The sequence below is a fragment of the Paenibacillus sp. CB74 genome (assembly GCF_055687625.1).
On record NZ_CM146009.1, the window covers coordinates 256,396 to 281,222 of the forward strand.

Here is a 24,827-nt window from a genome sequence, read left to right on the forward strand (position 1 = left end):
ATTAAGAATTGCTTGGACACTAATTGACTAAACCCTTTCTTATCTGATGAACTAGTAAAAATGCTACAGAAAGTGGGAACAACATCTATGATTCCATTAGTATATGACCAGATTAACCATTGGGGAAAAGACGACGAGTTTTTCCTTGCCTTATTAAATAAATTAAAAGTAGAGTCTATCGTTGACTTAGGCTGCGGAACAGGAAGATGGACGACTCATCTTGTTCAGTACGGTTATAAAATTACAGCTATTGATCCCCATGAAGAAGCAATTGAAGTAGCGAGAATTAAAGATAATGCAGGCAAAGTGAATTGGATTGTAGGAGATAGTTCAAATTTACAAACCAATACCAATGACGCGGTTATTATGACTGCCAATGTGGCACAGGTATTTCTAACTGATGATAGTTGGAAGAAAGTAATCTCAGACGTATTTCGATCCCTAAAAGTTGGCGGCCACTTTATTTTTGATATTAGAAACCCTTTGGTTAAAGTGTGGGAAGAGTGGGAGAAGGACGGGACGCCGGACTTAGCTAAAGATATGCGAAGTGGAGACCCTCTTGAAATCTCTACAGAATATGAAGGGTTTGAGGGAGATATCTATACTTTTTATGAAACTGTGAAAAATACAAAAACAGACGAAGTCCTAGTTCATGAAAAAATGCAGATCAGATTTCGAAATCAAGAAGAATTGGAAGAGTCGCTGAAACAAACAGGGTTTTCGAAAATTGAAACATATGGCGATTGGGAATTTAAACACGCAAATTCTAAAAGTCGATCCTTTATTTTTCACTGTGTAAAATAGAGACATTAGAATACAACATATTAGCACTCCTTAAATGTCAGAAAGCAGCTGATCCATGTGATCAGCTGTTTATTTTTATTTTTTTCAAATAAAGGGCGGGTTAATTCATATGGAATGCAAAGTTAACTTGACACAAAATGCAAAGTTAACTATGCTAAAAATGCAAAGTAAACATTGCAAGGACGTGATTACATGAAGACAAGAATTGCAGAACTGCGTAAGCAGCATAAACTGTCACAGGAAGAGTTGGGACAAATTGTAGGTGTTACCCGGCAAACCATCACTTCTCTAGAAAGGGGAAAATATACGGCTTCCCTCATTCTTGCTTACAAAATTTCTAATTTTTTTGGACTCGCTATTGAAGAAGTTTTTGATTTCAGCGAAGTGGAGGAGATATAAGTGGACAAGTTCAAGATTAAAGTAGAAACTCGCAAAAACGCACTGTCACTGGTAGCTGCTGCTACGATATTGATCTATGTAGGACTTATATTTTACAGAGGTGGACTGCCCGCTCTGCCTAGTTTTATAAAGGGATTTCATACAGGAGCTTTTATCGGGGTTGAAGTGGCCGTCACTTATTTTCTCGTCAGGTATATAAAAGCCAGCAAAAATGAAGCCGAGCTGAAGAAGCAGTTTATTGAGGAGAATGACGAGCGGAGTGTTACAATACTCCAGAATGCAGGCACACTTAGCGTAGCAATTATTCTTATTAGTCTGGGCATAGCCTCCATGATTGCCGGTTTCTTTAATCCCATGGTATTTTACACCTTACTAACTTGTTTATTATTTGTTTTAATCGTATTTTTGGCACTATGGATGTATTACACGAGAAAAATCTAAGAGGTAGGTTCGTGATAAAATAGAGTATTTTACTAAATTTGGGGGTGGTGGCGAGATGGCTGAAATTCTTGACAAAGGTCCTTTTTATCATGGGACACGAGCAGATTTGCAGATTGGTGACTTGCTCACAGCTGGCTTTCGCTCAAATTACAATCCGGATGTTGTGATGAATCACATTTATTTTACAGCTTTGCGTGATGGGGCTGGGTTAGCTGCGGAGTTGGCAAAAGGCGGTGGTGAACCGCGCGTGTATCTTGTTGAACCAACAGGGGAATGGGAGAATGACCCAAATGTGACGGATAAGAAATTCCCAGGTAATCCGACGCGATCATATCGCAGCAAAGCCCCACTAAAAGTTGTTGGCGAAGTGAAAGATTGGGTGCGACAAACGCCTGAACAACTCGCAGTTTGGCATAAACGCCTGGCGAAAATAGACAAAGGTGAGATTCTAAATTAGTCTAACTATTGAATGATCGGTAGACTTCTATTAAGTACTATATATGCTGATGTCCGGCATTGAACTAACGGGAAACGATAGCTAAGTAACACAAAAAAAGTAGCTCCGAGTAGGTAGCTAAAGGGTTACATGAAAAAAACGTATTCTAGTAATTCATCCCGTTTATGAGACAAGTACCTGTAACTTTGAACCGGGATGTTGTTAAGCCTAGGTTTATCGAAAGTCGCTTTTTTTGAATTTTCGCTAAACGATGTGATTATCCAAGAGTTACGATATAGGTACATGAGCAAAATTATATACTTGACTCTAAAGTGTAATAGTGGGTATTATTCCCATATATCGATGATTAAGAGAATGGTCTAACGCTATTCGCGCTTCCCATCCTGTGTTATGAACGCGCAGGACTTAGGTCTAGCGCGTTTTTTTATTTTTGTTCACAAGAAATGGAGGAATGTAAATGGCAATCATGACAGATTCAAGAGGTAACATTTTTTTGGAATTTTTTCGTATCGAGTACGATAAGGTCATTACAAGTAAACTGGATGCTCCACTAACACATGCTCTAATTGTGGTAAAGTGCCAAGGAAAGTATCTATTCATGCATAATAAGTGGAGAAAAAACTGGGAACTTCCAGGGGGATTATTGAAGCTGGAGAGCATGCGGAGCTATGTGTAATTAGAGAATTGTATGAGGAAACCAATCAAATTCTGGATACAGCTGAGTTCAAAGGGCTAATGAAGTTTAGACTCCAGCCAAGTTTTCATGGACCGGAAAGGACAGAGTATGGAGCTCTGTTCATGGGTGAACTGTGCCGACTTGATGATTTTGTTGAAAACGATGAAGCTTCTTCAATAATTCTTTGGGATGGCACATCCGAGATTGGTGATATCGCAGAAATAGATAGGAAATTAATCGAATTCGTGTGATACATGATTGAACTAAGAGTAAGCAATATTGCAGGGAAATCAATGAACGTATTGAGCAACCCTCTCCATATATCATTCGTTAGAGTATGAGAGGGGTGATTACTATTAATAAAATGAGTAATAGCATCTTAATGTTGGTCTCAGTGGTATTCATGATGTTATCCGGTTGTTCATCAACAGAGAAACTTGAAGATACAGTTACTAAACGTGTAGTCGCATCTGATTTTGTTCTCGAAGTCACAACACCAACTGTTATAGGCACGGGTGAGACAATGAAAGTAAAAGGGACTTTAGAATATACAGGTATCAAACCCGTTGAAGTTACCCATGGAAAACCAATCATTCGTTTTTTCTTTTCCGGTAGTGAGGAGGAACGCAGCTATGCGGATGTGGGGTACTATACTGAGTTTAAGACAGGTCAAGTGATTGAGGTCGAAGATGAATTCATGGTGAGCAAAAAAGGGAAACAAAATCTCTATGTGGATATGACCGGGGATATCTCTTTGAGCATGAATCCAATTGAAATTCTTGTGAAGTAATCGGCTTTATTTCAGACGAATCATCAACGTGTTTTGGTTTTGGGGATATCATGCTTATGATCTGCATGTTTGGAGCCAGGATGAATCTTAAACGACAAAAATTAATGACTGAATGAAGAGTTATAATATAAATGGGTTAATATACCTATTTTTTTAGATTGTGAAGTGGTAGAATGTTCTTATTATTTACAAGTTTGATGGGTATTTAGGATCTGTAGATCAATGCATAATAGAAAATTGCGATATGAATTTCATAATCAAAGTTAATTTCAAACATACATAGCTGAGGTATTTCAATACACGTGTAGAATTTGAATCATTTTTGGCCAGAGTGACCAAAGAAACAACGGAAACGAAGTAAGTTTATGTGTTTAAGGATTGCACCGGTAACTGGGGTCGGATATCGTTATCTTTTAGATTTATTAACGTAAATAACGATTTATATATCCTTATTTGTTAATTAGGATTTTAGAGATTGACATAAAGGGAGAAACTGGATTCCTGCTTTATGTGAACTTCTAACTAGAAGTTTTTAGGTTTACGCAAAACCATAAATGCGAAAATAGAAAAAAGGGGATACCAGCACTATGAGGAAAGCGAAATTCAGTAAGTTATTACCATTAGTTTTATCAGCAAGCATGTTAGTAGCAAGTGTACCATTCGGGGAAGGGAAGGTTAGCGCTGCGGACACGAATACTGTCACTTCTGAAGGGGTGCTGTTATCGAGCCCAGCTAACTTACAAGTAGCAACAACAGATCATGAGATCAATGCCACCTGGGATGCAGTAGAAGGGGCGGAACAATATATTATGACCATAGACGGAAACCGTGTTTATGAAGGTCAAGAAACCAGCTTCATTACATATATGCCTCCGAATAATTCCTATGAAATTGCAGTTTGGGCCATCGATCATGCCGGTACAGCAAGTGAAAAATCAATAGTGATTGCGAAAACTAAAGAGAAGTTAACACCTGAAGCTCCAAAGTTTAATGTCACTACAGATGAAACTTCCCTTACTGTAAGCTGGGAAGCTGCTGAAAGAGCAACCAGTTACGTAGTTCTCGTAGACAGAAGCGAAGTTTATCGTGGAACTGATCTATCATACACCCTTACAGGATTAATACCAAAAAAGAGTTATGTTGTAGATATATGGTCTGAAAATGAGCATGGAACTAGTGGTAAACAACATGATACTGTAACAACAAAAGATCCAGACAAACTACCCGCTCCCAAAGGGTTGAAGGTGGAGTCAACTTGGAATACAATCACACTTTCATGGGACCCTGTTGATGGTGCGAATACATACAGAGTAATTAAAAACAATACCTTCCTGTATGAAGGACCGAACACAACCTACACGATAACTGGTTTGGACCCGGATCACCCTTATTCCCTTTATGTGTACGGGTTAAAGAGATCCCCATCAAGTGTAACTATAGAGGGAGAGCAAGGCAGGATTATGGGGGTAACAAAGAAATTACCAGAACCGAATAATTTTGTAGCCATTCCTAAATCAACTTCAGTTAATCTATCTTGGGATGCTGTTGAAAAAGCAGACGTATACAAGGTCACGCGTGGAAAATTAATCATTTATGAAGGTCCTCTAACTACATTCGTAGATACGGGTTTAAATGAAGGTGAAACCTATAATTACTCTGTTTTAGCAATGGATTACTTTACCTCTGGTTTACCTGCTTATACAAGTGTAAAAACATTGGTCACACCTCAACTTCCGTATCCTGAAAACTTTCGAGTGACGGAATTACAATATAATAAAATTCGTGTGGAATGGGACGCTGTTGATGGAGCGGATGAATATGAGATCTCTCGTGACGGGATGACAATTGTTATTCCGATGGGTACATGGTGGACAGAGGATCTTGAAGACATCTGGTCTGGCTCAACTTACACCTACAGAGTCGCTGCTCTTAGAAAGGGTGTTAAAGGTAAAGTTGCGATAAAGGTCGTTACCATTCCGAATGAGCCAGTGCAAGGTCAAGCACCGAGTGGTGATCTGGATCTGAAAGCGAACAGAGTCTATCACGATCAGGTTGGATTGAGTTGGGCTACCGTTACAGGCGCGACGTATTACGATGTATTTCAAGATGACACAAACAAAGTATGGACCGGTTCAATAAACTCAATGACAGTGGGGAATGTGGGTCCGAAAGAAAGCCACACCTATAAAGTAGTTGCTGGAAATGATGATGGCACATTAGAATCCAACGTCATCGAAGTAACCACTCCAGCAGCACCGCAGCCTATTGTCATCACGCCTTCGCAACCGATGGAAGGAACGATTACTTTTAACTTTAATGCCATCGAGGGGGCTGTAACATATGTGGAGCGAAATCCACAAACCACGTACACACCACTAGGTGATGGGACCTATCACAAAACATTTTTTAACTCCGCTACTGGCGAAAGTCATGACGATGGAGTTGTTTTCCCAGTCAATGGAAAACTTAATTTCAGCGAGACAGGCATATATCCTGAAAAGTCATACAACTATGATATCGTTGCTGTTGTGAAGAATGCTGATGGAACAGAAACAGTTGTAGCTAAAGAAGAAATCTCTGTCATCGCACCGGCTGATGGTGGTGGGGCGACTGTTCCTGGAACGATTGTTGATCCGGGTACTGGCGGCGGTACAACACCAACCAACCCAGGTACTGGTAATGGCGGTGGCACCGCGCCAACTACTCCGACACCAGGAACTGGTGGAACGGTTTCGAACCCATCGTCCGGGGGGAGTACATCAAGTGATACCTCCATCAATGGAGGAGCAGAAGTTGATGGAACAGTTCCAGGACCCAAAGGTGAAAATGAAGTTGAAGAAGAAACAGAATCTAAAACCTATTCTGATATAGATGGCAGTTATGCAAAGGAAGCAATTCTTTCTCTAGCTTCAAAAGGAATTGTTAAAGGATACGCCGACGGAACTTTTGGGCTCAAGAAGCAAGTAACTAGAGCTGAATTTGCAATCATTTTAAATCGTGCTATGGGGTACACATCATCATCACCTTATGCTGGAACGTTTAAAGATATCGAACCAGAAGCTTGGTATGTATCAGAGCTTAATTCGGCCATTGAACATAAGATAACTAAAGGGTTCAATGACAATACCTATCGCCCGAATGAGGCTATTTCAAGAGAGCAAGCAGCCAGCATGCTTTCAAACGTGTTGTTGAAAAATGGGTCATCACTATCGACTGCTGCTCTATACAAAGATCAAGCGGACATTGCAAATTGGGCCAAGGAGAGTGTAGAACTTGTGACCCAAGAGTCTGTGATGAGCGGGTACCCTGGTAACAAATTCATGCCGAAACGTTCCTTGAGCCGAGAAGAAGCGGCACAAATGATCTATAATTTGATTAGAATCATGAACTAATAAAAAACCTCCCGTCCCACGGAGTATATGGGATTGGGAGGTTTTGATTATAGCGCTAATTCAACGTTTATCGTACAAACCATCCAGTGGGTTGAGGGGTTACGTCTGCGGTATCTCGTAAATCATGGACTTTGACGTTGCTGCCGTAGATCATGGAATCACTGCTCAGTCGGAACGAAGGGAAACTATGCTCGGATTGCAGACGCAGACAGGGTTCGAAGTAAATCTGCTGCTGTTTGTTGATGACAAATGGAAGCGAACCCGCTTCAACAGTAACATCATCGCTATCCGGTTCGTTTAAGATCAGAAGTACCGCAATTCCGTCACAACCGCATCCATCGGTATCATAAAACAATTTGAAATAGCCTGGTCGATCTCCCAGCCTTTCAGTAAGTCTTGCTTCTGCCAGCGGACTGACTTGAATGATCATGACGTCGTTCACACTCCTCTAATCCCCATTGAATTCGCTTACATTTTAATATATGGGCCATAAAAGCAGATTAGAAGGTGAATTAAAGAAAAGCAAACATGTCCTGTAAAAATAATGACGCTAAAGCGTAACGCATTCAACAACTCACACATAATGTCATATCCCGAACTGCTAATGGTCCAGTATAAAATCATTCGCCCCTCAATGGAACCCATTTCATCGCCATTCCTTATCTGGTATGATAAGCAGGGAAAATAGGGAAAATTAGAGAAAAAGGAAGGTTCCGCTATGACACCGATCACCATATACGACATCGCCAAGGAAGCAAACGTATCTGTAGCGACAGTCTCCCGAGTGCTGAATGATACGGCACCTGTGCGTGCAAGCACCCGAGAGAAGATTATGTCCATCATCGAAAAACACCAGTTTCAGCCCAATGCGCAAGCGCGCAGTCTGATCAAGAAAGAGACGGGTACCATCGCCATCATCCTGCCGGACATTACGAATCCCTTTTTCCCGGAAGTCTTCTGGGGCGCGGAGAATGAAGCTCGCGGGTTAGGGTACACGTTCTTTCTCTGCAATACCGCAGGCGACTACAACAGGGAATCTGAATATTTGTCCATCTTGCGAGAAAAGCGGGTAGACGGGATTATTTTTCTCGGCGGGCGAATCAACATGCAAGTCTGTCCGGATGACATGGCGCAGGAATTGATTGATATGGGCAAACGCATGCCGATCGTGCTGGTCAATGGCAATATTGCCAAAGGCGGGTTCCACCGGGTGTATACCGATGAAGGAGCAGGGGCGGCCCTTGCAGCTGAGCATTTGCTTGAACTGGGGCATCGTGATATCGCCTTTGTCGGCGGGCTGAAAGAGTTATCCACCACCATGGTCAAGGTCAGAGCGGTGCAGAAGAAACTTCGGGAGCATGGGCTCGAAATACCGAAAGAACGGCAGCTGCTCGGAAGTTTCTCCATCGACGATGGCAAAAGGGAAATGTCCAAACTGCTGGATCGAGACAATCCGCCAACTGCAGTCATATGTGTGAATGACAACACAGCCATTGGTGCGATCAAGTCGACGATTGAGCACGGGCTCTCCATTCCGAAGGATATATCCATTGTGGGTTTTGATGATACACCTCTCGCCAGTGCGGTTATACCGGAACTGACGACCGTATCCCAGAACACATATCAGCTTGGCAAACAGGCTGTGGACGTGCTGCATGAGCTGATTAACCAAGGCAAACCGAAGAAGCAGATTATTCTGCGACCGGAGCTAATAGTGCGTCAAAGTACAGGACCTGCTGCAAGATAAAGGGCCTGTAATTGGAAAAGAAAGCGTTGACATTTCCTCGAAGGGTGAAATATAATGAGTGCGTGAATGAAACCCCTTTCATAAAGTGGAACGGGTTTTATGTTTCAGCTTAATGAAACCCATTTCATGAAACGGGTTTCAGTGTGGTCATCCATTCATTAGTTCAAGGGGGCGTAACGTATGAGAAGAAGTCTAAAGGTCATTTCGTTATTGATGTTGGTCATGGTAATGGGTCTGACAGCCTGTAGCAGTAAAAGTGGTTCCTCCGGCGAGTCCGGTGGCAAGGTAGATTTGAGTATGACGATCTGGGGTTCGGAGGATGAGAAGAAAATTTATCAGGAACGACTCGATATTGTGAAGCAGACGTATCCCGATATTAATGTGAAACTCAACGTGGTTGCAGGAGATTATGACCAGAAGGTACAGACCATGATCGCCGGAGGAACGGCACCTGACATTATGATGATTGCCGAGAACTATCAGGCCTACGCCTCCAAGAATCAGATTATACCGCTGGATGACATGATCAAGGCGAACAATGTGAACATGTCAGAGCGTTATTCCGATGATATTGCGAACCTGATGAAGTATGATGGCAAGCAATTCGGTTTGCCGGATCGTGCAGGCGCGATGGTCCTCTTTTATAACAAAGATCTGTTTGACAAAGCCGGGGTGGAATACCCAACCAAAGATTGGACGCAGGACGATCTGATGGCAGCGGCTCAGAAGCTGACGGTGAAAGAGAATGGCAAAACAGTTCAGTGGGGCTACTATCCAGGTAGCTGGTGGCCACAATGGATGCAGCTCATCTACCAGAATGGTGGTTCGTTGTTTGATGAGAGTGGCAAACCAACTTTCGATACGGAGCCAGTGCGTAAAGCACTGCAATTCATGAATGATCTGACCTTCACCCACGGTGCAGGACCAACGCCAACTGAGATTGCCGACATGGGGAATATCGGAGCCGATCCGCTGTTTGCACAAGGCAAGATCGCCATGGAAACAACCGGTTTCTGGAACATTGGTTCACTCGCTAAGGTCGAAGGCATCAACTGGGATATCTCACCGGTATGGGGCGAAACGAACGCATTCTTCAACGGTTTAACGATTACCAACGCTTCCAAACACAAGGAAGAGGCATTCAAAGTCATTGAAGCACTGACGACACCAGAAGCACAGATGCCAATGGTCAAAGCCGGTCAGGATGCTCCCGCAACCAAAGCCGGTCTGTCCAGTGATGAATTCCTGAATGCTGAATATGGCGGCAAGAAAATCAACATGGCTGCGTTCAGTGAATCAACGATCTATGCAGAACCGTTCAATCCGCAATGGAACGAAATGATGAAGCTGATTAACGACAAGCTGGGTGTGTACTTCAACAACAAAGCTTCACTTGATGATACCGTTACTGAAATCCAAAGTGGACTGGAAAGACTCTACAAATAGAGGTTGTTCAAATAGCATCGACAGGAGGACAGGTGGAATTCGGCATGATTGCGGGTTCCATCTGCTCTCTGCGTCATGGGAGGGCTTAACGTGAGAAAAAAGGACGGGAAATGGTTCTACATCTTCATCTCGCCTTGGCTGATCGGGTTCCTGGGGCTGACCCTGGGTCCGATCCTGTTTTCCATCTATATGAGCTTCACAAATTGGGATCTGTTCCAGTCCCCTGAATTCATCGGTATCGACAATTACAAAACGTTGCTGACCGATGATCCGATCTTCTGGAAATCCGTCGGCAATACATTCTTCTATGCGCTGATATCCATTCCACTGGGCATGTCGATCTCGCTCTGGATTGCATATTACCTGAACAAGAAGATCAAAGGGATTACTTTCTTCCGGATTCTATTCTACCTGCCTTCCGTCGTTCCGGTGGTTGCAAGTTCATTACTCTTCATTCACTTGCTTGCACCGACGGAAGGATTGATCAACCAGGCACTCGCGATCTTTGGTATTGAGGGTCCTGCCTGGCTTCTTGATCCCAACTGGGTTAAGCCTGCATTGATTCTCATGTCCTTATGGGGTGTAGGGGGCGGCGTGGTATTGCTGCTTGCAGGGATGAAAGGCATTCCGCAGGAACTGTACGAGGCCGCAGCCATCGATGGTGCGAAAAGTACACAATCGTTCTTCCATATTACATTCCCCATGCTGACTCCCGTTATTTTCTTCAATCTCGTGACCGGCATGATCGGGGCGCTCCAGACCTTCGCGCAGGTCTTCATCGTCACTGCCGGGGGACCTGATAATTCAAGTCAGATGGTCGTTCCTTACCTGTTCCAGAATGCATTCCAGTTCTACAAAATGGGATATGCATCGGCTATTGCCTGGGTACTATTCATCATCATCATGGCGTTGACACTGGTTGTATTCCGTTCATCGGCGCTATGGGTGCACTACGAGGAGGGAAAAGCCAATGAGTAATCCATCGACTGTGGAGAAGACGATATCCTATATTTTTCTGATTCTGGTCGGGGTGCTGCTTGCTTCACCTTTCCTGTACATGATCTCCATTGCACTGGCAAGTGACGCAACAACCGTCAAATCAGCTTTTACCTTTGTTCCAATGGAGTTCCAGTGGTCGAACTTTTATACGATTTTCACGAATAACAATCTCGGAACGTATCTCAAAAACTCAGTCATTATTACCATCTTTACGATTGTTGGATCGGTATTGTCAGCTTCCATCGTGTCTTACGGCTTTGCCCGAATCAAAGCGAAAGGCAGCCGTTTCCTGTTTATCGTGTTGCTCAGTACGATGATGATTCCGGGTGAGGTGACGATGGTACCGCAGTTCATCATCTTCCGTCATCTGGACTGGATTAATACATTCTACCCGCTGATCGTACCGAGCTTCTTCGCCGGAGCGTTCAACGTATTCCTGATTCGGCAGTTTGTCATGAGTATCCCCAAATCACTGGATGAAGCCGCCATGATTGACGGCATGGGACATCCGGGGATCTATTGGAAGATTATTATGCCACTGACTTATCCGATTCTAGCGGCCATTGCGATCTTCTCATTCTCCTATAACTGGGGGAACTTCATGGGGCCGCTCATCTATATCAATGACCCGGAGAAAATGCCGCTTGCACTCGGTGTGCAGCTGTTGACTACAGTAGGTGGCGGACAGATGCCGCCATGGAACCTCGTGATGATTGCCTCCCTGTTCCTCACCATTCCGATGGTACTGGTGTATCTGTTCGGACAGCGTTATGTCTATGAAGCGAACATTAGCGGCGGAAGCAGCGGAATCAAGTAACAGAAGGTGTGTAGTGTGTATGCATTGAACCTGTTGTTCAAGGCGAATGAAATCATTAACGTACATGGAGAAAGGATTGTTTAGCCCATGGCGCATAAAGAACAACGCAGCAGGAGCAAACGGAGTTACATCCTCATGGGTGTGGCCCTGGTTGCCCTGCTGGCAGGAGGAGGAATTGTTATCAATCATTTTGCCAATGAATCATCCAAAACACTTGTATTCCAAGAGGAACCGGTACGTCTGAAGCTGGATCAGTCCTACGATCATTTTGAAGGCTGGGGCACATCACTTGCCTGGTGGGCCAACGATCTTGGCGGATGGAAGGATCAGGCGAAGGTTAGTGAAGTGATGGATCTGGTCTTTGACCCGGAGAAAGGATTAGGTCTGAACATCGTTCGTTACAATATTGGCGGTGAGGAAAATCCGGAGATGAAAGCCCTTCGTCCCGGTGGGGACGTACCCGGCTTCCAGCCTGAACCTGGAGAGTGGGACTGGGAGGCCGATGCAGGCCAGCGTGCTGTATTACAAGGCTCGATGGAGCGCGGGGTCAACATTGCCGAAGCATTCTCCAATTCACCACCCTACTGGATGACGATTAGTGGAACGGTCACTGGAGCCGTGGATGGCGGCAATAATCTGCGTGACGACCAGTATGATGCGTTTGCCGATTATCTGACCGAAGTTGTGAAGCATTATCGGGATGAGTGGGGGATTACTTTCCGCACCCTGAATCCGCTCAATGAACCTTCCTCCGACTGGTGGAAGAAAGGCAATATGCAGGAAGGCAGTCATTTTACCAATGAGAAGCAGGCCGAGATTATCAAGAAAGTCGCTGCATCGCTGAAGAGCAAAGGGTTGGATGGAACCGTCATTAGTGCCGCAGACGATAACAGCATTGATGAGACGGTGTTCAATTTCAATCTCTATGACCAGGACACACTGGACGTAATCCAGCAGATCAATACCCATTCTTATAATGGTAGCAAAATGGAAGAGCTGCGTACGCTGGCAGAAGGCCATGGCAAGAAGCTGTGGATGTCCGAGTACGGAACAGGCGGCAGCGAGCCGCACAGTCATGAGGACATGACCTCAGTGCAGGAACTCGCAGAGCGGATCATGTTCGATTTGAAAATCATGCAGCCATCCGCCTGGGTATACTGGCAGGCCGTTGAAGATGAAGGCGCCAATAATAACTGGGGCTTCATTCACGCCAATTTTAACGGAGAAGAGCAGTATGAGATGACGAAACAGTACTATGGCATGGCCCAGTTTACGAAGTTCATTCGTCCTGGCGCGACGATTATTCCAACGGATGGTGGGCGTACGCTGGCTGCCTTTGACGCAGAACGTCAACGACTGGTGCTGGTGATTCGTAATGAATTGTCGGCTGGAACAACGGCGTTTGAACTGGAAGGGTATGCGTATGGAAAATCATCCACCGCGCAGGTGTATCAGACTTCACCGGATCGGAACATGGAACAGCTTGAAGACATTCCGGTGTATGCCAACGGACTTGAAGTGCCTACGGCAGACAATTCCATTACAACCGTAGTACTGGAAGGCGTAACGTTGCAGGCGAAGTAATAACAGCGATCAGAAGGTTATTCTGTCATCGTAGTCCCAGTGTAAATGGTCATTTAGTTCAACGGATTTGTTTTGCCTTATATTTTTAAAAAAGTCATGGGACATATGAAACTATATAAATTGAATTAAACATTTACACCAAACGGAGAGGACAGAAAAAACCTGAAGAAGCGAAGCGCTCGCCTAGAAGCTTTCTGCAAGAAAGCTACATCGGAAGCATACGCTTTCCCCTGATTTTCCCCTTTGAGAAAAGAAAATCAAAAAATCTGGGGATAACAGCGATCGGAAGGTTATTCTGTCATCGAAGGGCGCAGTGTAAATAAGCTTTAGTTCAATTTATATAAATACAGAGAAGGAGGGGATATCTTTGACAGAGAACACATCCCTTTTGCTTGAGGAACAGGAGAAGAACATCGCCAGGGCTGAGAATGGTGTTCAATCCGAATTAACATATGATGCACGCAGTTTTTTCCTGAACGGAGAGCGTGTATTTCTGAACAGTGCCACGATCCATTATTTCCGCATGCCGAAGGAGGAATGGCGTGAGGTTCTGCTGAAGGCGAAGCTGGCAGGCATGAACTGTATCGACACCTATTTTGCGTGGAACGTGCATGAACCGGAAGAAGGACAGTGGTCCTTTGAAGGGGACAACGATTGTGGGGCTTTTCTGGATCTGTGCGCAGAACTGGGCATGTGGGTCATCGCGCGTCCGGGTCCGTTTATCTGTGCGGAATGGGATTTTGGCGGTTTTCCATACTGGCTGGGTACGAAGGACGGTGTGAAGTTCCGGGAGAATAATGAGACGTATCTGCACTATGTGAATTTGTATTTTGACCGGATTGTGCCGATCATTCGGGAGCGCCAGTTATCTGCCGGGGGCACGGTCATTCTCGTCCAAGTGGAGAATGAGTATGAGTACCTGATGGATGACGCCGCCGCAAGTGAACATATGATTACGCTGAGGGATGGATTGTTGCAACGTGGCATTGACGCTACGCTGATTACATGCGTTGGCGGGGCGGAAGGCACGATTGAAGGGGCTAATTTCTGGTCGGGTGCTGACGGGCATTATGAGAAACTTCGAGCCAAACAGCCGGACACCCCGAAGATGGTCACGGAATTCTGGACCGGATGGTTCGAGAATTGGGGAGGGCCTTCGGCTATTCAGAAGACGGCGCCTTTGCTGGAGCGACGCATCATGGAGATTCTGCGTGCCGGGTATACCGGAATCAGCTATTACATGTTCTACGGCGGCACGAACTTTGGTGGATATGGCGGAAGAACGATGGGTAGCAGTGACATTTTCATGATTACGTCTTATGACTATGATGCACCGCTAAACGAATATGGTCGGGTGACACCGAAATATGCGGTAACCAAAAATCTGTCTTACTTCGTCCATGCTTTCGGGGCCTTTCTGATGGAAACAGAGGAAATTCCAGAAGAACAGATCGTTGTACGTCATCCTGAAGGCTTATCTGTACGAGGCAGACAGGCGGACAACCAGAAGATTTGGTTCTTGGAGAGTCACAAGGATGAACGCGAGACGATGCACATTACGCTTGAAGAAGGGCGTACTCTTCCCGTATCGCTGAATCCGGGACAGATTGTTCCATTGCTGGATCGAGTACAGATTGCGGACCAGGTATACCTGACTGCGGGCACGATGATTACAGGCAATGAAATGATCAACGGAGAATTGAACCTGTTCATCGTGGCCCCAGCAGGGCAGCGTTCCATAGTTGAATTGGAAGCGGTGGACTTGAACGTCATGGACAGTTCGGTGCAAGTGCTGGTCGAGCATGATTCAGCAAGGAACGTACACCGCTTCGACCTGTTCCATTTCCAGGAGCCGGGAATGATCCAACTGGAAGCAAACGGCACACCGATCCGTTTCGTCATTCTGGATCAAGAGATGATGAATCGAACATGGCGATTGGAAGCAACCAATCAGAAGGGACTACGTTATGCAATCGGGTTCGATGACGTGGACGTGTTACCATCGGGTCAGGTGAAGGGCATGATCACGGATCCGGATCGCACGATTACGCTGCTTGGTGACTGGACAGATGGAGAACGGACATTAACAGGTCACGAATTCTTTGCCAGCGAGGAGTCTATTGCAGATATACAGCAGCAGCTTGCGTGGAGATCACCGAGTGCGCCGACGTTATCTGCTTCGCCTGAGCTGTCTCGTATTACGTTAACGGCGAAGCAACGCTCGGCGAGTGGACAACCGGAAGACTTTTCCCGGTATGGACAAGATTTTGGTTATCTATTGTACGAATGCGATTTCGAGAGTGCAACCGAAGGGATGACCAGTCTCATTTTGCCGGATATCCAGGATACTGCCAGAATCATCGTTAATGGTGTTCAGCAGACGTTAGTACGTCAGGTAGGGGCAGCGGGTGTGCCAATACAGATGGGCCAAGGGAAGAACACACTTCAGATTCTGGTGCAGCATATGGGCAGATTGAACTTCTCTCCGTATTTGGGTGAGAGCAAAGGTCTAGCTGGTGCTGTGTATCTGGATGGCCAGGTTCAGGATATTCGTCGGGATTGGCATACGGAGAGTAGACTTGTGCATCTCGATGAGGTGAACGCTATACATGGGGCGCCACTTCTGAGCAGAAGCTTTACGCTGGATGGTAGGGATCGGGCGATACTGGTGGGTGCCTTGAGTAAAGGCCTTCGTATCAATGGCATTGAAGTTCCGATGGAGGGATATCAGGATTGGTTTGCCTTCCAGACACTAGACATTTCCTTGTATATCAAGCCCGGAGAGACGAATACACTGGAAATGCCGTATAGCCGTTCCTCACTGAACCGACTGGAACTGATCACGTATCCAAGTCAGGGAGAACTGAAGGATTGGCGTATGGCAGGAACGGATGCTTTACTTCCGGAACAATGGGAGCGCACTGAAACAGGGCAAGAACTGGCTCAACGTAGCGTACAGGGGTCCATCCTGCGTACGGCACAGTCTGGTGTCGCCAAAAGTGGCAATGGGAATGCCAACCCGGTGACCTATACCTCAGACGGTGGAGGCTCAAGTGCTGCGGTGAGCGAGAAATCTCAGCCCACATCTAATGCTCCTCAAGCACAAGGCTTGCATGGTCAGCCTGTCTGGTACCGCTGGCATTTCACCAAGCCTGTAGTATCCGAGCATCATAAGGTGAACTTGATGCTTCGTCTGACCGGAATGAGCAAAGGAACCATTCACCTGAATGGACATCATCTGGGCCGTTACTGGCAGATTGGTCCACAAGAGGATTACAAGATCCCGGTAGCTTGGTTACAGGAAGAGAATGAATTGCTTTTGTTCGATGAAGAAGGCAGAACACCAACACATGTACGTTTCCTGCTAGATGCATTATCCCGTTATCCGTGGGTTGTCGTGAACTAGCTCATGTATTAGTCGGTAGATGTCTTACCCATATCCAACTATGGCGGGGAACGATAATTGAACCGGGAGAGTTCAAGTTGGAGCATTTTTTAGAGAAGTAAATTAGGTCGAGAAAGCAGCATCACATACCGCATAAGTTTACCTTTTTATCGCAACCATACCACCTCATTTTCTTAGCCCAATTTACCTGAGTTTGTGAGTCATCTGATTCAGTCCTCTGAGTGAATTAGGCTAAGGGAATCGGGGAACTATGTTTATCAGATTTTTACAATAAGCGAGATAAACATTGCAACTTTAATTTTGTAACCGTTTACATATAAAATGATTGTTCATCCATGATCTGTGAAGGGAGTGATGCTTCATGTAATTGGAATTTGAACAGTAGTCCGTAAGGTTGTTAAGTCTAATTCATTATTTCATTCGATCATGGATAAGGAGATGACCTGATGTTAACGAAGAGGAAAGACAGAGCAAGAGGACCTAGCGTTTTCAAGGCTGGAATGATCCTTCTGCTTGGAACATTACTTCTATTAACGATGTTATTCCCCAATACAGCGAGAGCGGCGACAAGTGTCTATACGATATCCGCCTTCACGAACACAAGTGAGTCCAATATGTATATCTACGAATCCTATAATGCAACACATTATGGTTTGCTAAAAGGGCCAGCCTATACACCTCCGGCCAATCTGATTCGCGATCCCAGCATCATGAAACACACCGATGGTCTGTATTACGTCGTCTACACCACGAATTGGTCGGGTAACACCATAGGCATCGCTTCCAGCCCCGACAAAGTGAACTGGACATTTGTTCGTAACATTACTTTATCCACACCTGCCACAATCGCACACACCTGGGCACCGGAATGGTTCAAAGACAGCAACGGCAGTCTGAACGTTATCGTGTCCCTCTCACCAGGCAACTATGAGAATTTCAAACCTTATGTCATTACCGCTTCAGGCAGCAATTTAGCATCTACCTCATGGTCTGCACCTACTGAACTGGCAGGCATTGCTCCTAATTATATCGACACTTTTATTGTGAAGACAGGTTCTACCTATCATGCTTTTACCAAAAATGAGACCACTAAATACATCGAATATGCGACTTCCACTTCGCTAAAGGGTCCTTATACTTTCAAAGGTACAGGAGATTGGGCAGGTTGGGGATCTTGGGTTGAAGGCCCCGCGCTTGTTCAGCTGGATAATGGCTCCTGGCGAATCTACTTTGACGGCTATGCGACACAAAAATATTACTACAGCGACTCTGCTGACAATTTCCAGACATGGAGTACCAAGCAAGAGATTGCGGGTCTTACCGGACTGGTCCGGCATATGACCGTATTGAAAGAGTCCGGACAGCCGGGTGATATCCGCAAGTTGGAGTCATTCAATGTACCGGGAAGCTTCATTCGTCATTACAACTATCAGGCGCGAATCGACGCCAATGTGAGTCCGGCGGAAGATGCACAATTCCGTATTGTTCCCGGGCTGGCGAATGCAACAGGCATTTCGTTTGAGTCCATGAATTATCCGGGTTATTTCCTGCGCAATACTAATGGCAACATTACACTCGTGAAAAATGACGGCAGCGCTACCTTCCGAAATGACGCCACGTTCAAACGTGTCAATGGACTTGCGAACACCAGTTGGACATCGTATGCCTCGTTTAGTAACCCGAACCTGTATCTGAGACATTACAACAATGTGCTGAAATTGGAAGCTGTCGTTACTGCCCTCGACAAGTCAGATGCGACCTTCCGAGAGGTTGCACCATAATGGGTGTTTGTTTTCTAAACAATCATAAGGAGTGAAGCGGATGAAGTGGTTAAAACGAATGAGCTCGCTGCTGCTGGCAGGAAGTCTACTAACAAGTAGTCTGGGACTGGGTTCAGAAGTGTCTGCTGCTGGAGCATACACGGCTGTTGCCGATCCATCGAAGCAATATCAGACGATGGAAGGATGGGGAACATCCCTCGCGTGGTGGGGCAAAGTGGTTGGAGAATATTCCAATCGGGATGAGTATGTAGAGAAAATGTTCAACGCGAATACCGGACTGGGGCTGAACATTCTGCGGTATAACATTGGAGGCGGGGATAATCCATCATCCAATGTCCTTGAATATCGCAAAGCCGTTCCTGGTTATCAGCCTTCTCCCGGCGTGTATGACTGGAATGCAGATGCAAACCAACGATATATGCTGCAGGCTGCCAAAGCGCAAGGCGTAAATATCATCGAAGCTTTTGCCAATTCCGCACCTTACTGGATGACGATCAGTGGCAATGTATCCGGTTCGGCGAATGGTGGGAACAACCTCAAGCCCGATTACTATGATGATTTTGCCGATTACTTAACCGAGGTTGTGAAGCATTTTCGGGATAACTGGGGGATCACATTTGATAGTGTAACTCCACTGAATGAACCGATCTCGACGTGGTGGAAGCAGGGCAACGACCAGGAGGGCATGCACTTTGACCGGGCGGATCAGAACACCATTCTGAGTCAGCTACAAGCTTCTTTGAATGCGAAGGGCCTGTCCACGAAGCTGAGCGCACCGGAAGAATACAGTATCGATGATACCAATGTGTCGTTCAACAGCTACAGCAATGCGGTTAAATCAGCGATTACTCAAATCAATACCCATACGTATGGTGGAAGCAATCGTACGGCTTTGCGCAACACAGCGACTTCTGCGGGCAAACATCTGTGGACCTCGGAATATGGCGATGGGGATGCAAGTGGACTTACGATGTCACGTACCATTCTCAAGGATATTCGCAATATGGGCGCAAGTGGATGGGTATATTGGCAAGCCGTGGATAGTGCCGACGGATGGGGATTCTTCAAGAACATGTTGAACAATACGCAAACGACCAGCTACACCGTGAACCAAAAATATTATGTCATGGGCAACTACAGCAAATTTATTCGTCCCGGATACAAGATTATCGGCATGAGTGATGCCAACACCCTTGCGGCTTATGATGCAGCTTCCGGCAAAGTCGTGTTGGTCACGACCAATTCGGAATCGACGGATACAACGGTAACCTATGATCTCAGTCGTTTTACGAACACAGGCACGTCTGCTCAGGTATATCGGACCTCTTCGACTGAGAAGTTGCAGCAACTGACCAATATTTCGGTGCAAAACAAAACCTTTACGGCTACGGCCAAGGCTAACTCGGTCACAACTTACGTCATTTCCAATGCATCTTATAATGGGGGTACAGGATATGAAGCCGGCGCCATCTACAAATTAATCAACCGCAACAGCGGACTTGCACTTGATGTAAACGGTGCTTCTACTACGGGTGGGGCAACGATCATTCAGTGGAATGATAACGGAGCAGTCAACCAACAATGGAAGCTGGAGTCAGCTGGTAATGGATATTACAACATCCGTAATGTAGGCAGCGGGCTCTTGTTAGACGTGAATTCGAGTTCCACACAAGGTGGAGCCGCTCTGATTCAGTGGCAGGATAACGGGGGCAACAATCAGCAATGGCTGCCCATTGATGTGGGAGGATATGTGGTGCTTGCGAATCGTAACAGCGGCCTGACGGTGGATATCAATCAAGGGTCTCTGACCGCAGGTGCCTCTACCATTCAGTGGGCCGACAATGGCGGAGCCAATCAGCAATGGAGACTCGTCAAAGTGAATTAGACTTGTGGTCATGAAATAACGTTCTTATGTATCCTTCTTTCTTGGAGGTGCAGTGTCCTAAGTAACACTGTATCCTCCAGGAAAGTAGCTAGTTTATACATATATATGTTCATTCACCTGACTTGTATTTAACGAAAGCGGGATAGGGCGAACCTGCTGATATCCTGATCCGTGTGCCCCGTTTGCACCAAATCGGATAATATTTGCCCAATGGCACTTGCGAACTTGAAGCCATGACCGGAGAAACCGCCGGCCAGCCACACATGTTCATGGGCAGGGTGTCGGTCGATTATAAAATCTTCATCCGAAGTGAATTCATACTTGCATACACTGCCACGCTTCAACTCCCCAGCTGCTTGCGGCATATGAAGCTCAAGCAATCTTCGAAGATCACCCTCATCCGTTTCTTCCGTACCAAAAGGTGCCATTGTACTTCCAGGTGTCCACACCTGACCCGTATCATGACGCCCCATCTTCAGTCCTGATCCGCCAATGCTTGGGAATCCATAATATATACCTTCTTTTCCTGCCAGTGTAAAACTGGGGAAGTGTGCTTCGCCATACAAGGCTTCAGGTGCATCAAACCATCCAACCGTTTTACGTACAGCCTGAATCGGGAGATCCACGAAGGGCTTCAACGTCTGGAACCAGGCACCAGCGCTTAGGATGATGTGATTTGCATGGTATGTCTCACCACTCGAAGTTTGAACTGCAACGGAATGTGGTCCGCATTCAATATGTTCTACGCGAGTATGAGTTAACAAGGTTGCACCATGAGCCTCGGCTGCCTTGCGAAAGGCACGAATACAAGATTCACTATACAGATAACCCGCATCAGGCTCATACATGCCCTCGTAATGTTCAGGTACGGTAATTCCTGGCCAGCGTTTCATCACCTCGGCTGCATGCAACGTTTCATACCGAATCCCAGCATCATCTGCATGGCTCAATCGGTTTTGAAAGGAATGAATCTCCGGATCAACCACATTCAGTACACCAGAAGGAACAAACAGTTGGTCGCCAGTCGTTTCCTCCAGCTCATGCCATAACTTCTGCGCAAGCAATGCCATAGCGATATAGTCAGGCCCACCACTATACACATGGCGCATCAGTCTTGTATCTCCGTGATGACTTCCTTCCGTATGCGGAGGATCAAAGGCATCTATTAATAGGGTTTTGCATCCACTGCGCGATAGATAGTATCCTGCACTCATGCCCATGGAACCGGCTCCAACGCTACAGTAATGCCTTAATAGAATATATTAATCGTAAAAGCTAGATGGTGGCAAGTGTAGTAAAATGGACTTCTACAATGGATGTTGCAAAGGAGACCAAGTATGAGTGAGCAATTCAGTTTTGATCTATTTCCATTAATTCAGACAGAACGATTCATCCTCCGGTCGGCAGAGGCTAGGGACAACCATGATCTGCTCGCGTTATATTCGGATGAAGCTGTGGTTCAATATATGCCATTTACTCCTTTTGAATCCTTGGAGGATGCACAGGGTGAGATGAAATGGTATATGAAGATTTTTAAGGAACACACGGGCTTACGTTGGATGATTGAAGACCGTGAAACTCGTAAAGTGATCGGAACCTGTTGGTTCCTGAACTATGAAGATGTACATAATCGTGCAGAGATCGGATACGACTTGTGTTCTTCTTTCTGGGGCCGGGGTGTGATGACAGAAGTAGCCCATGCCGTGTTACATTTTGGATTCACGCATATGCAACTCAATAAGATCGAAGCTAAGGTTGAACCGGAGAACGAGGCATCAATTCGCTTGCTACACAAGCTTGGTTTTCAGAAGGAAGGTTTGCTTCGGCAGCATGAGTTCGAGAAAGGCAGATATATTGACCTTGCGGTGTTCTCCAAGTTACGAAGCGAAATATAGGCAAGATAGCCCACAAGGATTCCAATGACACCATCTCATTCCAGATCCGTAAGGCTTGTCCCTCTGAATGAGCCCGTGCTATATTGGAGAGATGTGAGGAGATGAGGATATGAAGCTGGTGTCCTGGAATGTGAATGGTTTAAGGGCATGTGTGACCAAAGGATTTATGGATTATTATCAGGAGAGTCAGGCGGATATTTTCTGCCTTCAGGAGACCAAATTACAAGCCGGACAGATTGAGATGGACCTGGGGGAAGACGTTTATCAATATTGGAATTATGCGATCAAAAAAGGTTATTCCGGTACGGCCGTATTTAGCCGAATCAAGCCGATATCCGTTCGTTACGGGATGGAGGAGGACAGCGAGCCAGAAGGCCGGATGATTACGCTGGAGTACGATGAGTTTTATCTGGTGAACGTGTATACACCAAATGCCAAGCGGGATCTCACCCGGCTGCCCTACCGTCTGGAATGGGAGGACCGATTCCGGGGGTATATTCTGCAACTGGAGCAGATCAAACCGGTTATCGTCTGCGGTGACCTGAATGTGGCTCATCAGGAGATCGATCTGAAGAATCCGAAGCCCAATCTGGGCAATTCCGGCTTTACCCTTGAAGAGCGTGGCAAGATGACCGATTTGCTTGCTTCCGGGTATGTGGACAGCTTCCGGCATCTGTATCCGGAGCGTACGGATGTGTACAGTTGGTGGTCTTATATGCCGAAAGTCAGAGAACGGAACGTGGGCTGGCGCATTGATTATTTTCTCGTATCCAATCAATTGGCACCCAAGGTGGCGGATGCACATATCGACTGCCATGTGATGGGCAGTGATCATTGCCCCGTGGGTCTTACATTGCAACTATAGGTAAGAATTAGCGTGAGATGGATGAGGTATGAATTTTAGAATACAAGGTTAGATGACTGCAAGTTTCCTAGATGGGAGATTTGCAGTTTTTTTGGCGTTACGGGTAGGGGATTGAAACTGGACTTTGGTTGGGGAAAGGACTGGACTCTGGATTGTTTCAATCCTGCTATTTCTTGGGTACGATTGAAGCATACATATATAGATGAACCTTGGGAATAAGGGGTAGAGAAGATGAAGAAGGGGTTACGGAGAGGGTTAAAGGTGCTGGGAGGCATGATGTTTGCCACAGGACTTATACTGCTGGCAGGTACAGCGTATGAAGCGTATCAATCCACGCAGGATATGAAGTCTTATCCCCCGCCAGGCAAGTATTATGAAGTGAGTGGTCGCAACATGCATCTCTACACCGCTGGCAGAGGAGAAGTTACGGTGGTTTTTGCCTCAGGCTGGGGTACACCCAATCCGTACGTGGATTTCAGTCCGTTGTATGACAAGTTGAAATCCAAGGTGAAAATTGCGGTATACGATCGGTTTGGGTACGGATACAGCGACTATACGAATGAACCTCGTGATGTCGATACGATCTCGGAAGAGATCCACCAATTGCTGCGAACATCCGGACAACGTCCACCTTACATCATGGTAGGTCACTCTCTGGGTTCCTTGGAGACACTCCGGTTTGCGCAAAGATACCCTGATGAGGTGGCTGGCATGGTCATGATCGATGGAGGCAGTCCTGAATATTACAGTACGGTGGAGATGGATACGCCCGAATGGTATTTTGCTTCAGCTCGATTCCTGGTGAAAACAGGCGTAGCGCGTACACTGCTTCATTCGGATCGGATGATGGCAACGCTGGTCATTGACCCGAAGTTGGTTTCTACCCCAATGAAAAAAGCCGCCACCATTTCTACACTGAAGCATGCTTACAATGATAACGTCATGGATGAGATGCGTCACTCCAAGATCAATGCATCACGTGTCTTGGAGAACAAAAAGCAGTTTTCTTTTCCTCTGACAATCCTGACGGCCGGATCAGATCAACCAAGTAAGGGGAGCCGGGCATGGCAAGCAGATCAAGCAAAATTTGCTTCATGGTCCAAACAAGGAAACCAGCGGCTTGTTCCTGACGCCGAGCATTATATTCATAACAGTCAGCCGGATCTTGTCGCTGCCGAAATCATGAAATTAGTGACAACGTCCAGTGACCTATGAGTAACATGATTCCACAAATACATGAAGAACAGGATGAGGAGGAGGGCTGGATGAAAAAGTTTAAAGTGATCACCCGATTCCTGTCCATTCTCATAGCCAGTTGTCTGTTGTCTTTAAGTGTATTATCTGTATCTGTGATATGGGTCAAGAATAACGTTCATGCGGTACCTGTAATTGAGTCGTTTGAGCGGGATTAGCACATAAAACGAATAATAAGGAGTGGTATCG

General features: G+C 45.8%; 21 protein-coding genes. 19 read left to right on the forward strand and 2 right to left on the reverse strand.

Annotated features, from left to right (window positions below):
- Nucleotides 1–87 precede the first annotated feature (87 nt).
- The 7 genes from ACX9NY_RS01155 to ACX9NY_RS01185 all read left to right on the forward strand — a co-directional run bounded on the left by ACX9NY_RS01155 (nt 88) and on the right by ACX9NY_RS01185 (nt 6,959).
- Nucleotides 88–804, forward strand: coding sequence for a class I SAM-dependent methyltransferase (locus ACX9NY_RS01155; RefSeq protein WP_472476753.1), 717 nt, complete (start codon nt 88–90; stop codon nt 802–804).
- A 192-nt stretch (nt 805–996) separates the two neighbouring features.
- A complete protein-coding gene (locus tag ACX9NY_RS01160; protein ID WP_339236614.1) occupies nt 997–1,203 on the forward strand; it encodes a helix-turn-helix transcriptional regulator in 207 nt (68 codons plus the stop codon).
- A complete protein-coding gene (locus tag ACX9NY_RS01165) occupies nt 1,204–1,644 on the forward strand; it encodes a DUF2178 domain-containing protein (RefSeq protein ID WP_339256743.1) in 441 nt (146 codons plus the stop codon). It abuts the gene before it with no gap.
- Nucleotides 1,645–1,699: 55 nt separating this feature from the next.
- A complete protein-coding gene (gene arr, locus ACX9NY_RS01170) occupies nt 1,700–2,101 on the forward strand; it encodes an NAD(+)--rifampin ADP-ribosyltransferase (RefSeq protein ID WP_339236610.1) in 402 nt (133 codons plus the stop codon).
- A 609-nt stretch (nt 2,102–2,710) separates the two neighbouring features.
- Nucleotides 2,711–3,028, forward strand: a complete 318-nt coding sequence (locus ACX9NY_RS01175) for an NUDIX domain-containing protein (RefSeq protein WP_472476754.1) — start codon at nt 2,711–2,713, stop codon at nt 3,026–3,028.
- Between the two features lie 95 nt (nt 3,029–3,123).
- The gene (locus ACX9NY_RS01180) at nt 3,124–3,567 is read left to right on the forward strand and encodes a hypothetical protein (protein ID WP_472476755.1); all 444 of its coding nucleotides are present in this window, start codon (nt 3,124–3,126) and stop codon (nt 3,565–3,567) included.
- Nucleotides 3,568–4,154: 587 nt separating this feature from the next.
- Nucleotides 4,155–6,959 carry an S-layer homology domain-containing protein gene (locus tag ACX9NY_RS01185; protein WP_472476756.1) on the forward strand — a complete coding sequence of 935 codons (2,805 nt, stop codon included), beginning with the start codon at nt 4,155–4,157 and terminating at the stop codon, nt 6,957–6,959.
- A gap of 67 nt (nt 6,960–7,026) precedes the next feature.
- On the opposite strand, the gene ACX9NY_RS01190 is transcribed toward ACX9NY_RS01185, so the two are convergent.
- Nucleotides 7,027–7,389 (reverse strand): iron-sulfur cluster biosynthesis family protein, encoded by a 363-nt coding sequence (locus ACX9NY_RS01190; protein ID WP_472476757.1) that lies wholly within the window; start codon nt 7,387–7,389, stop codon nt 7,027–7,029.
- A gap of 288 nt (nt 7,390–7,677) precedes the next feature.
- On the opposite strand from ACX9NY_RS01190, the gene ACX9NY_RS01195 reads away from it, so the two are divergent.
- The 8 genes from ACX9NY_RS01195 (at nt 7,678) to ACX9NY_RS01230 (ending at nt 20,624) form a co-directional block, all read left to right on the forward strand.
- On the forward strand, nt 7,678–8,706 hold the full coding sequence (locus ACX9NY_RS01195) for a LacI family DNA-binding transcriptional regulator (protein WP_339256731.1): 1,029 nt from the start codon (nt 7,678–7,680) through the stop codon (nt 8,704–8,706).
- 180 nt (nt 8,707–8,886) lie between these two features.
- Complete coding sequence (locus ACX9NY_RS01200; RefSeq protein WP_339236598.1) at nt 8,887–10,152, forward strand: ABC transporter substrate-binding protein; 1,266 nt, start codon at nt 8,887–8,889, stop codon at nt 10,150–10,152.
- 90 nt (nt 10,153–10,242) lie between these two features.
- On the forward strand, nt 10,243–11,130 hold the full coding sequence (locus ACX9NY_RS01205; RefSeq protein ID WP_307542940.1) for a carbohydrate ABC transporter permease: 888 nt from the start codon (nt 10,243–10,245) through the stop codon (nt 11,128–11,130).
- Nucleotides 11,123–11,968, forward strand: coding sequence for a carbohydrate ABC transporter permease (locus ACX9NY_RS01210; RefSeq protein WP_036617294.1), 846 nt, complete (start codon nt 11,123–11,125; stop codon nt 11,966–11,968). Before ACX9NY_RS01205 ends, ACX9NY_RS01210 begins: the two co-directional genes overlap by 8 nt.
- A gap of 87 nt (nt 11,969–12,055) precedes the next feature.
- Nucleotides 12,056–13,552, forward strand: coding sequence for a glycoside hydrolase family 30 protein (locus ACX9NY_RS01215; protein WP_472476758.1), 1,497 nt, complete (start codon nt 12,056–12,058; stop codon nt 13,550–13,552).
- Between the two features lie 367 nt (nt 13,553–13,919).
- The gene (locus tag ACX9NY_RS01220) at nt 13,920–16,958 is read left to right on the forward strand and encodes a beta-galactosidase (RefSeq protein WP_472476759.1); all 3,039 of its coding nucleotides are present in this window, start codon (nt 13,920–13,922) and stop codon (nt 16,956–16,958) included.
- Nucleotides 16,959–17,404: 446 nt separating this feature from the next.
- Nucleotides 17,405–18,739, forward strand: coding sequence for an AbfB domain-containing protein (locus ACX9NY_RS01225; protein WP_472476760.1), 1,335 nt, complete (start codon nt 17,405–17,407; stop codon nt 18,737–18,739).
- Nucleotides 18,740–18,779: 40 nt separating this feature from the next.
- Nucleotides 18,780–20,624, forward strand: a complete 1,845-nt coding sequence (locus ACX9NY_RS01230; RefSeq protein WP_472476761.1) for an RICIN domain-containing protein — start codon at nt 18,780–18,782, stop codon at nt 20,622–20,624.
- A gap of 128 nt (nt 20,625–20,752) precedes the next feature.
- Here ACX9NY_RS01230 and solA read toward each other — a convergent pair whose 3' ends face one another.
- Nucleotides 20,753–21,883 (reverse strand): N-methyl-L-tryptophan oxidase, encoded by a 1,131-nt coding sequence (solA, locus tag ACX9NY_RS01235; protein WP_472479181.1) that lies wholly within the window; start codon nt 21,881–21,883, stop codon nt 20,753–20,755.
- A gap of 78 nt (nt 21,884–21,961) precedes the next feature.
- On the opposite strand from solA, the gene ACX9NY_RS01240 reads away from it, so the two are divergent.
- From ACX9NY_RS01240 to ACX9NY_RS01255, 4 genes are all read left to right on the forward strand, one after another.
- Entirely contained in the window at nt 21,962–22,519 is a 558-nt protein-coding gene (locus ACX9NY_RS01240) for a GNAT family N-acetyltransferase (RefSeq protein WP_472476762.1), read from the forward strand.
- Nucleotides 22,520–22,628: 109 nt separating this feature from the next.
- The gene (locus ACX9NY_RS01245; RefSeq protein WP_472476763.1) at nt 22,629–23,384 is read left to right on the forward strand and encodes an exodeoxyribonuclease III; all 756 of its coding nucleotides are present in this window, start codon (nt 22,629–22,631) and stop codon (nt 23,382–23,384) included.
- A gap of 231 nt (nt 23,385–23,615) precedes the next feature.
- Complete coding sequence (locus ACX9NY_RS01250; RefSeq protein ID WP_472476764.1) at nt 23,616–24,599, forward strand: alpha/beta hydrolase; 984 nt, start codon at nt 23,616–23,618, stop codon at nt 24,597–24,599.
- 50 nt (nt 24,600–24,649) lie between these two features.
- Nucleotides 24,650–24,796, forward strand: a complete 147-nt coding sequence (locus ACX9NY_RS01255; protein ID WP_339236578.1) for a hypothetical protein — start codon at nt 24,650–24,652, stop codon at nt 24,794–24,796.
- The last annotated feature ends 31 nt before the right edge of the window (nt 24,797–24,827 follow it).

Bases quoted from the DNA above. Each gene is read 5' to 3' on its own strand.
- arr (WP_339236610.1), top strand. From the start codon at position 1,700: ATGGCTGAAATTCTTGACAAAGGTCCTTTTTATCATGGGACACGAGCA.
- ACX9NY_RS01230 (WP_472476761.1), top strand. From the start codon at position 18,780: ATGAAGTGGTTAAAACGAATGAGCTCGCTGCTGCTGGCAGGAAGTCTA.
- ACX9NY_RS01200 (WP_339236598.1), top strand. From the start codon at position 8,887: ATGAGAAGAAGTCTAAAGGTCATTTCGTTATTGATGTTGGTCATGGTA.
- ACX9NY_RS01155 (WP_472476753.1), top strand. From the start codon at position 88: ATGATTCCATTAGTATATGACCAGATTAACCATTGGGGAAAAGACGAC.
- ACX9NY_RS01160 (WP_339236614.1), top strand. From the start codon at position 997: ATGAAGACAAGAATTGCAGAACTGCGTAAGCAGCATAAACTGTCACAG.
- ACX9NY_RS01255 (WP_339236578.1), top strand. From the start codon at position 24,650: ATGAAAAAGTTTAAAGTGATCACCCGATTCCTGTCCATTCTCATAGCC.
- ACX9NY_RS01185 (WP_472476756.1), top strand. From the start codon at position 4,155: ATGAGGAAAGCGAAATTCAGTAAGTTATTACCATTAGTTTTATCAGCA.
- ACX9NY_RS01250 (WP_472476764.1), top strand. From the start codon at position 23,616: ATGAAGAAGGGGTTACGGAGAGGGTTAAAGGTGCTGGGAGGCATGATG.
- ACX9NY_RS01225 (WP_472476760.1), top strand. From the start codon at position 17,405: ATGTTAACGAAGAGGAAAGACAGAGCAAGAGGACCTAGCGTTTTCAAG.
- ACX9NY_RS01190 (WP_472476757.1), bottom strand. From the start codon at position 7,389: ATGATCATTCAAGTCAGTCCGCTGGCAGAAGCAAGACTTACTGAAAGG.
- ACX9NY_RS01240 (WP_472476762.1), top strand. From the start codon at position 21,962: ATGAGTGAGCAATTCAGTTTTGATCTATTTCCATTAATTCAGACAGAA.
- ACX9NY_RS01215 (WP_472476758.1), top strand. From the start codon at position 12,056: ATGGCGCATAAAGAACAACGCAGCAGGAGCAAACGGAGTTACATCCTC.
- ACX9NY_RS01195 (WP_339256731.1), top strand. From the start codon at position 7,678: ATGACACCGATCACCATATACGACATCGCCAAGGAAGCAAACGTATCT.
- ACX9NY_RS01245 (WP_472476763.1), top strand. From the start codon at position 22,629: ATGAAGCTGGTGTCCTGGAATGTGAATGGTTTAAGGGCATGTGTGACC.
- ACX9NY_RS01210 (WP_036617294.1), top strand. From the start codon at position 11,123: ATGAGTAATCCATCGACTGTGGAGAAGACGATATCCTATATTTTTCTG.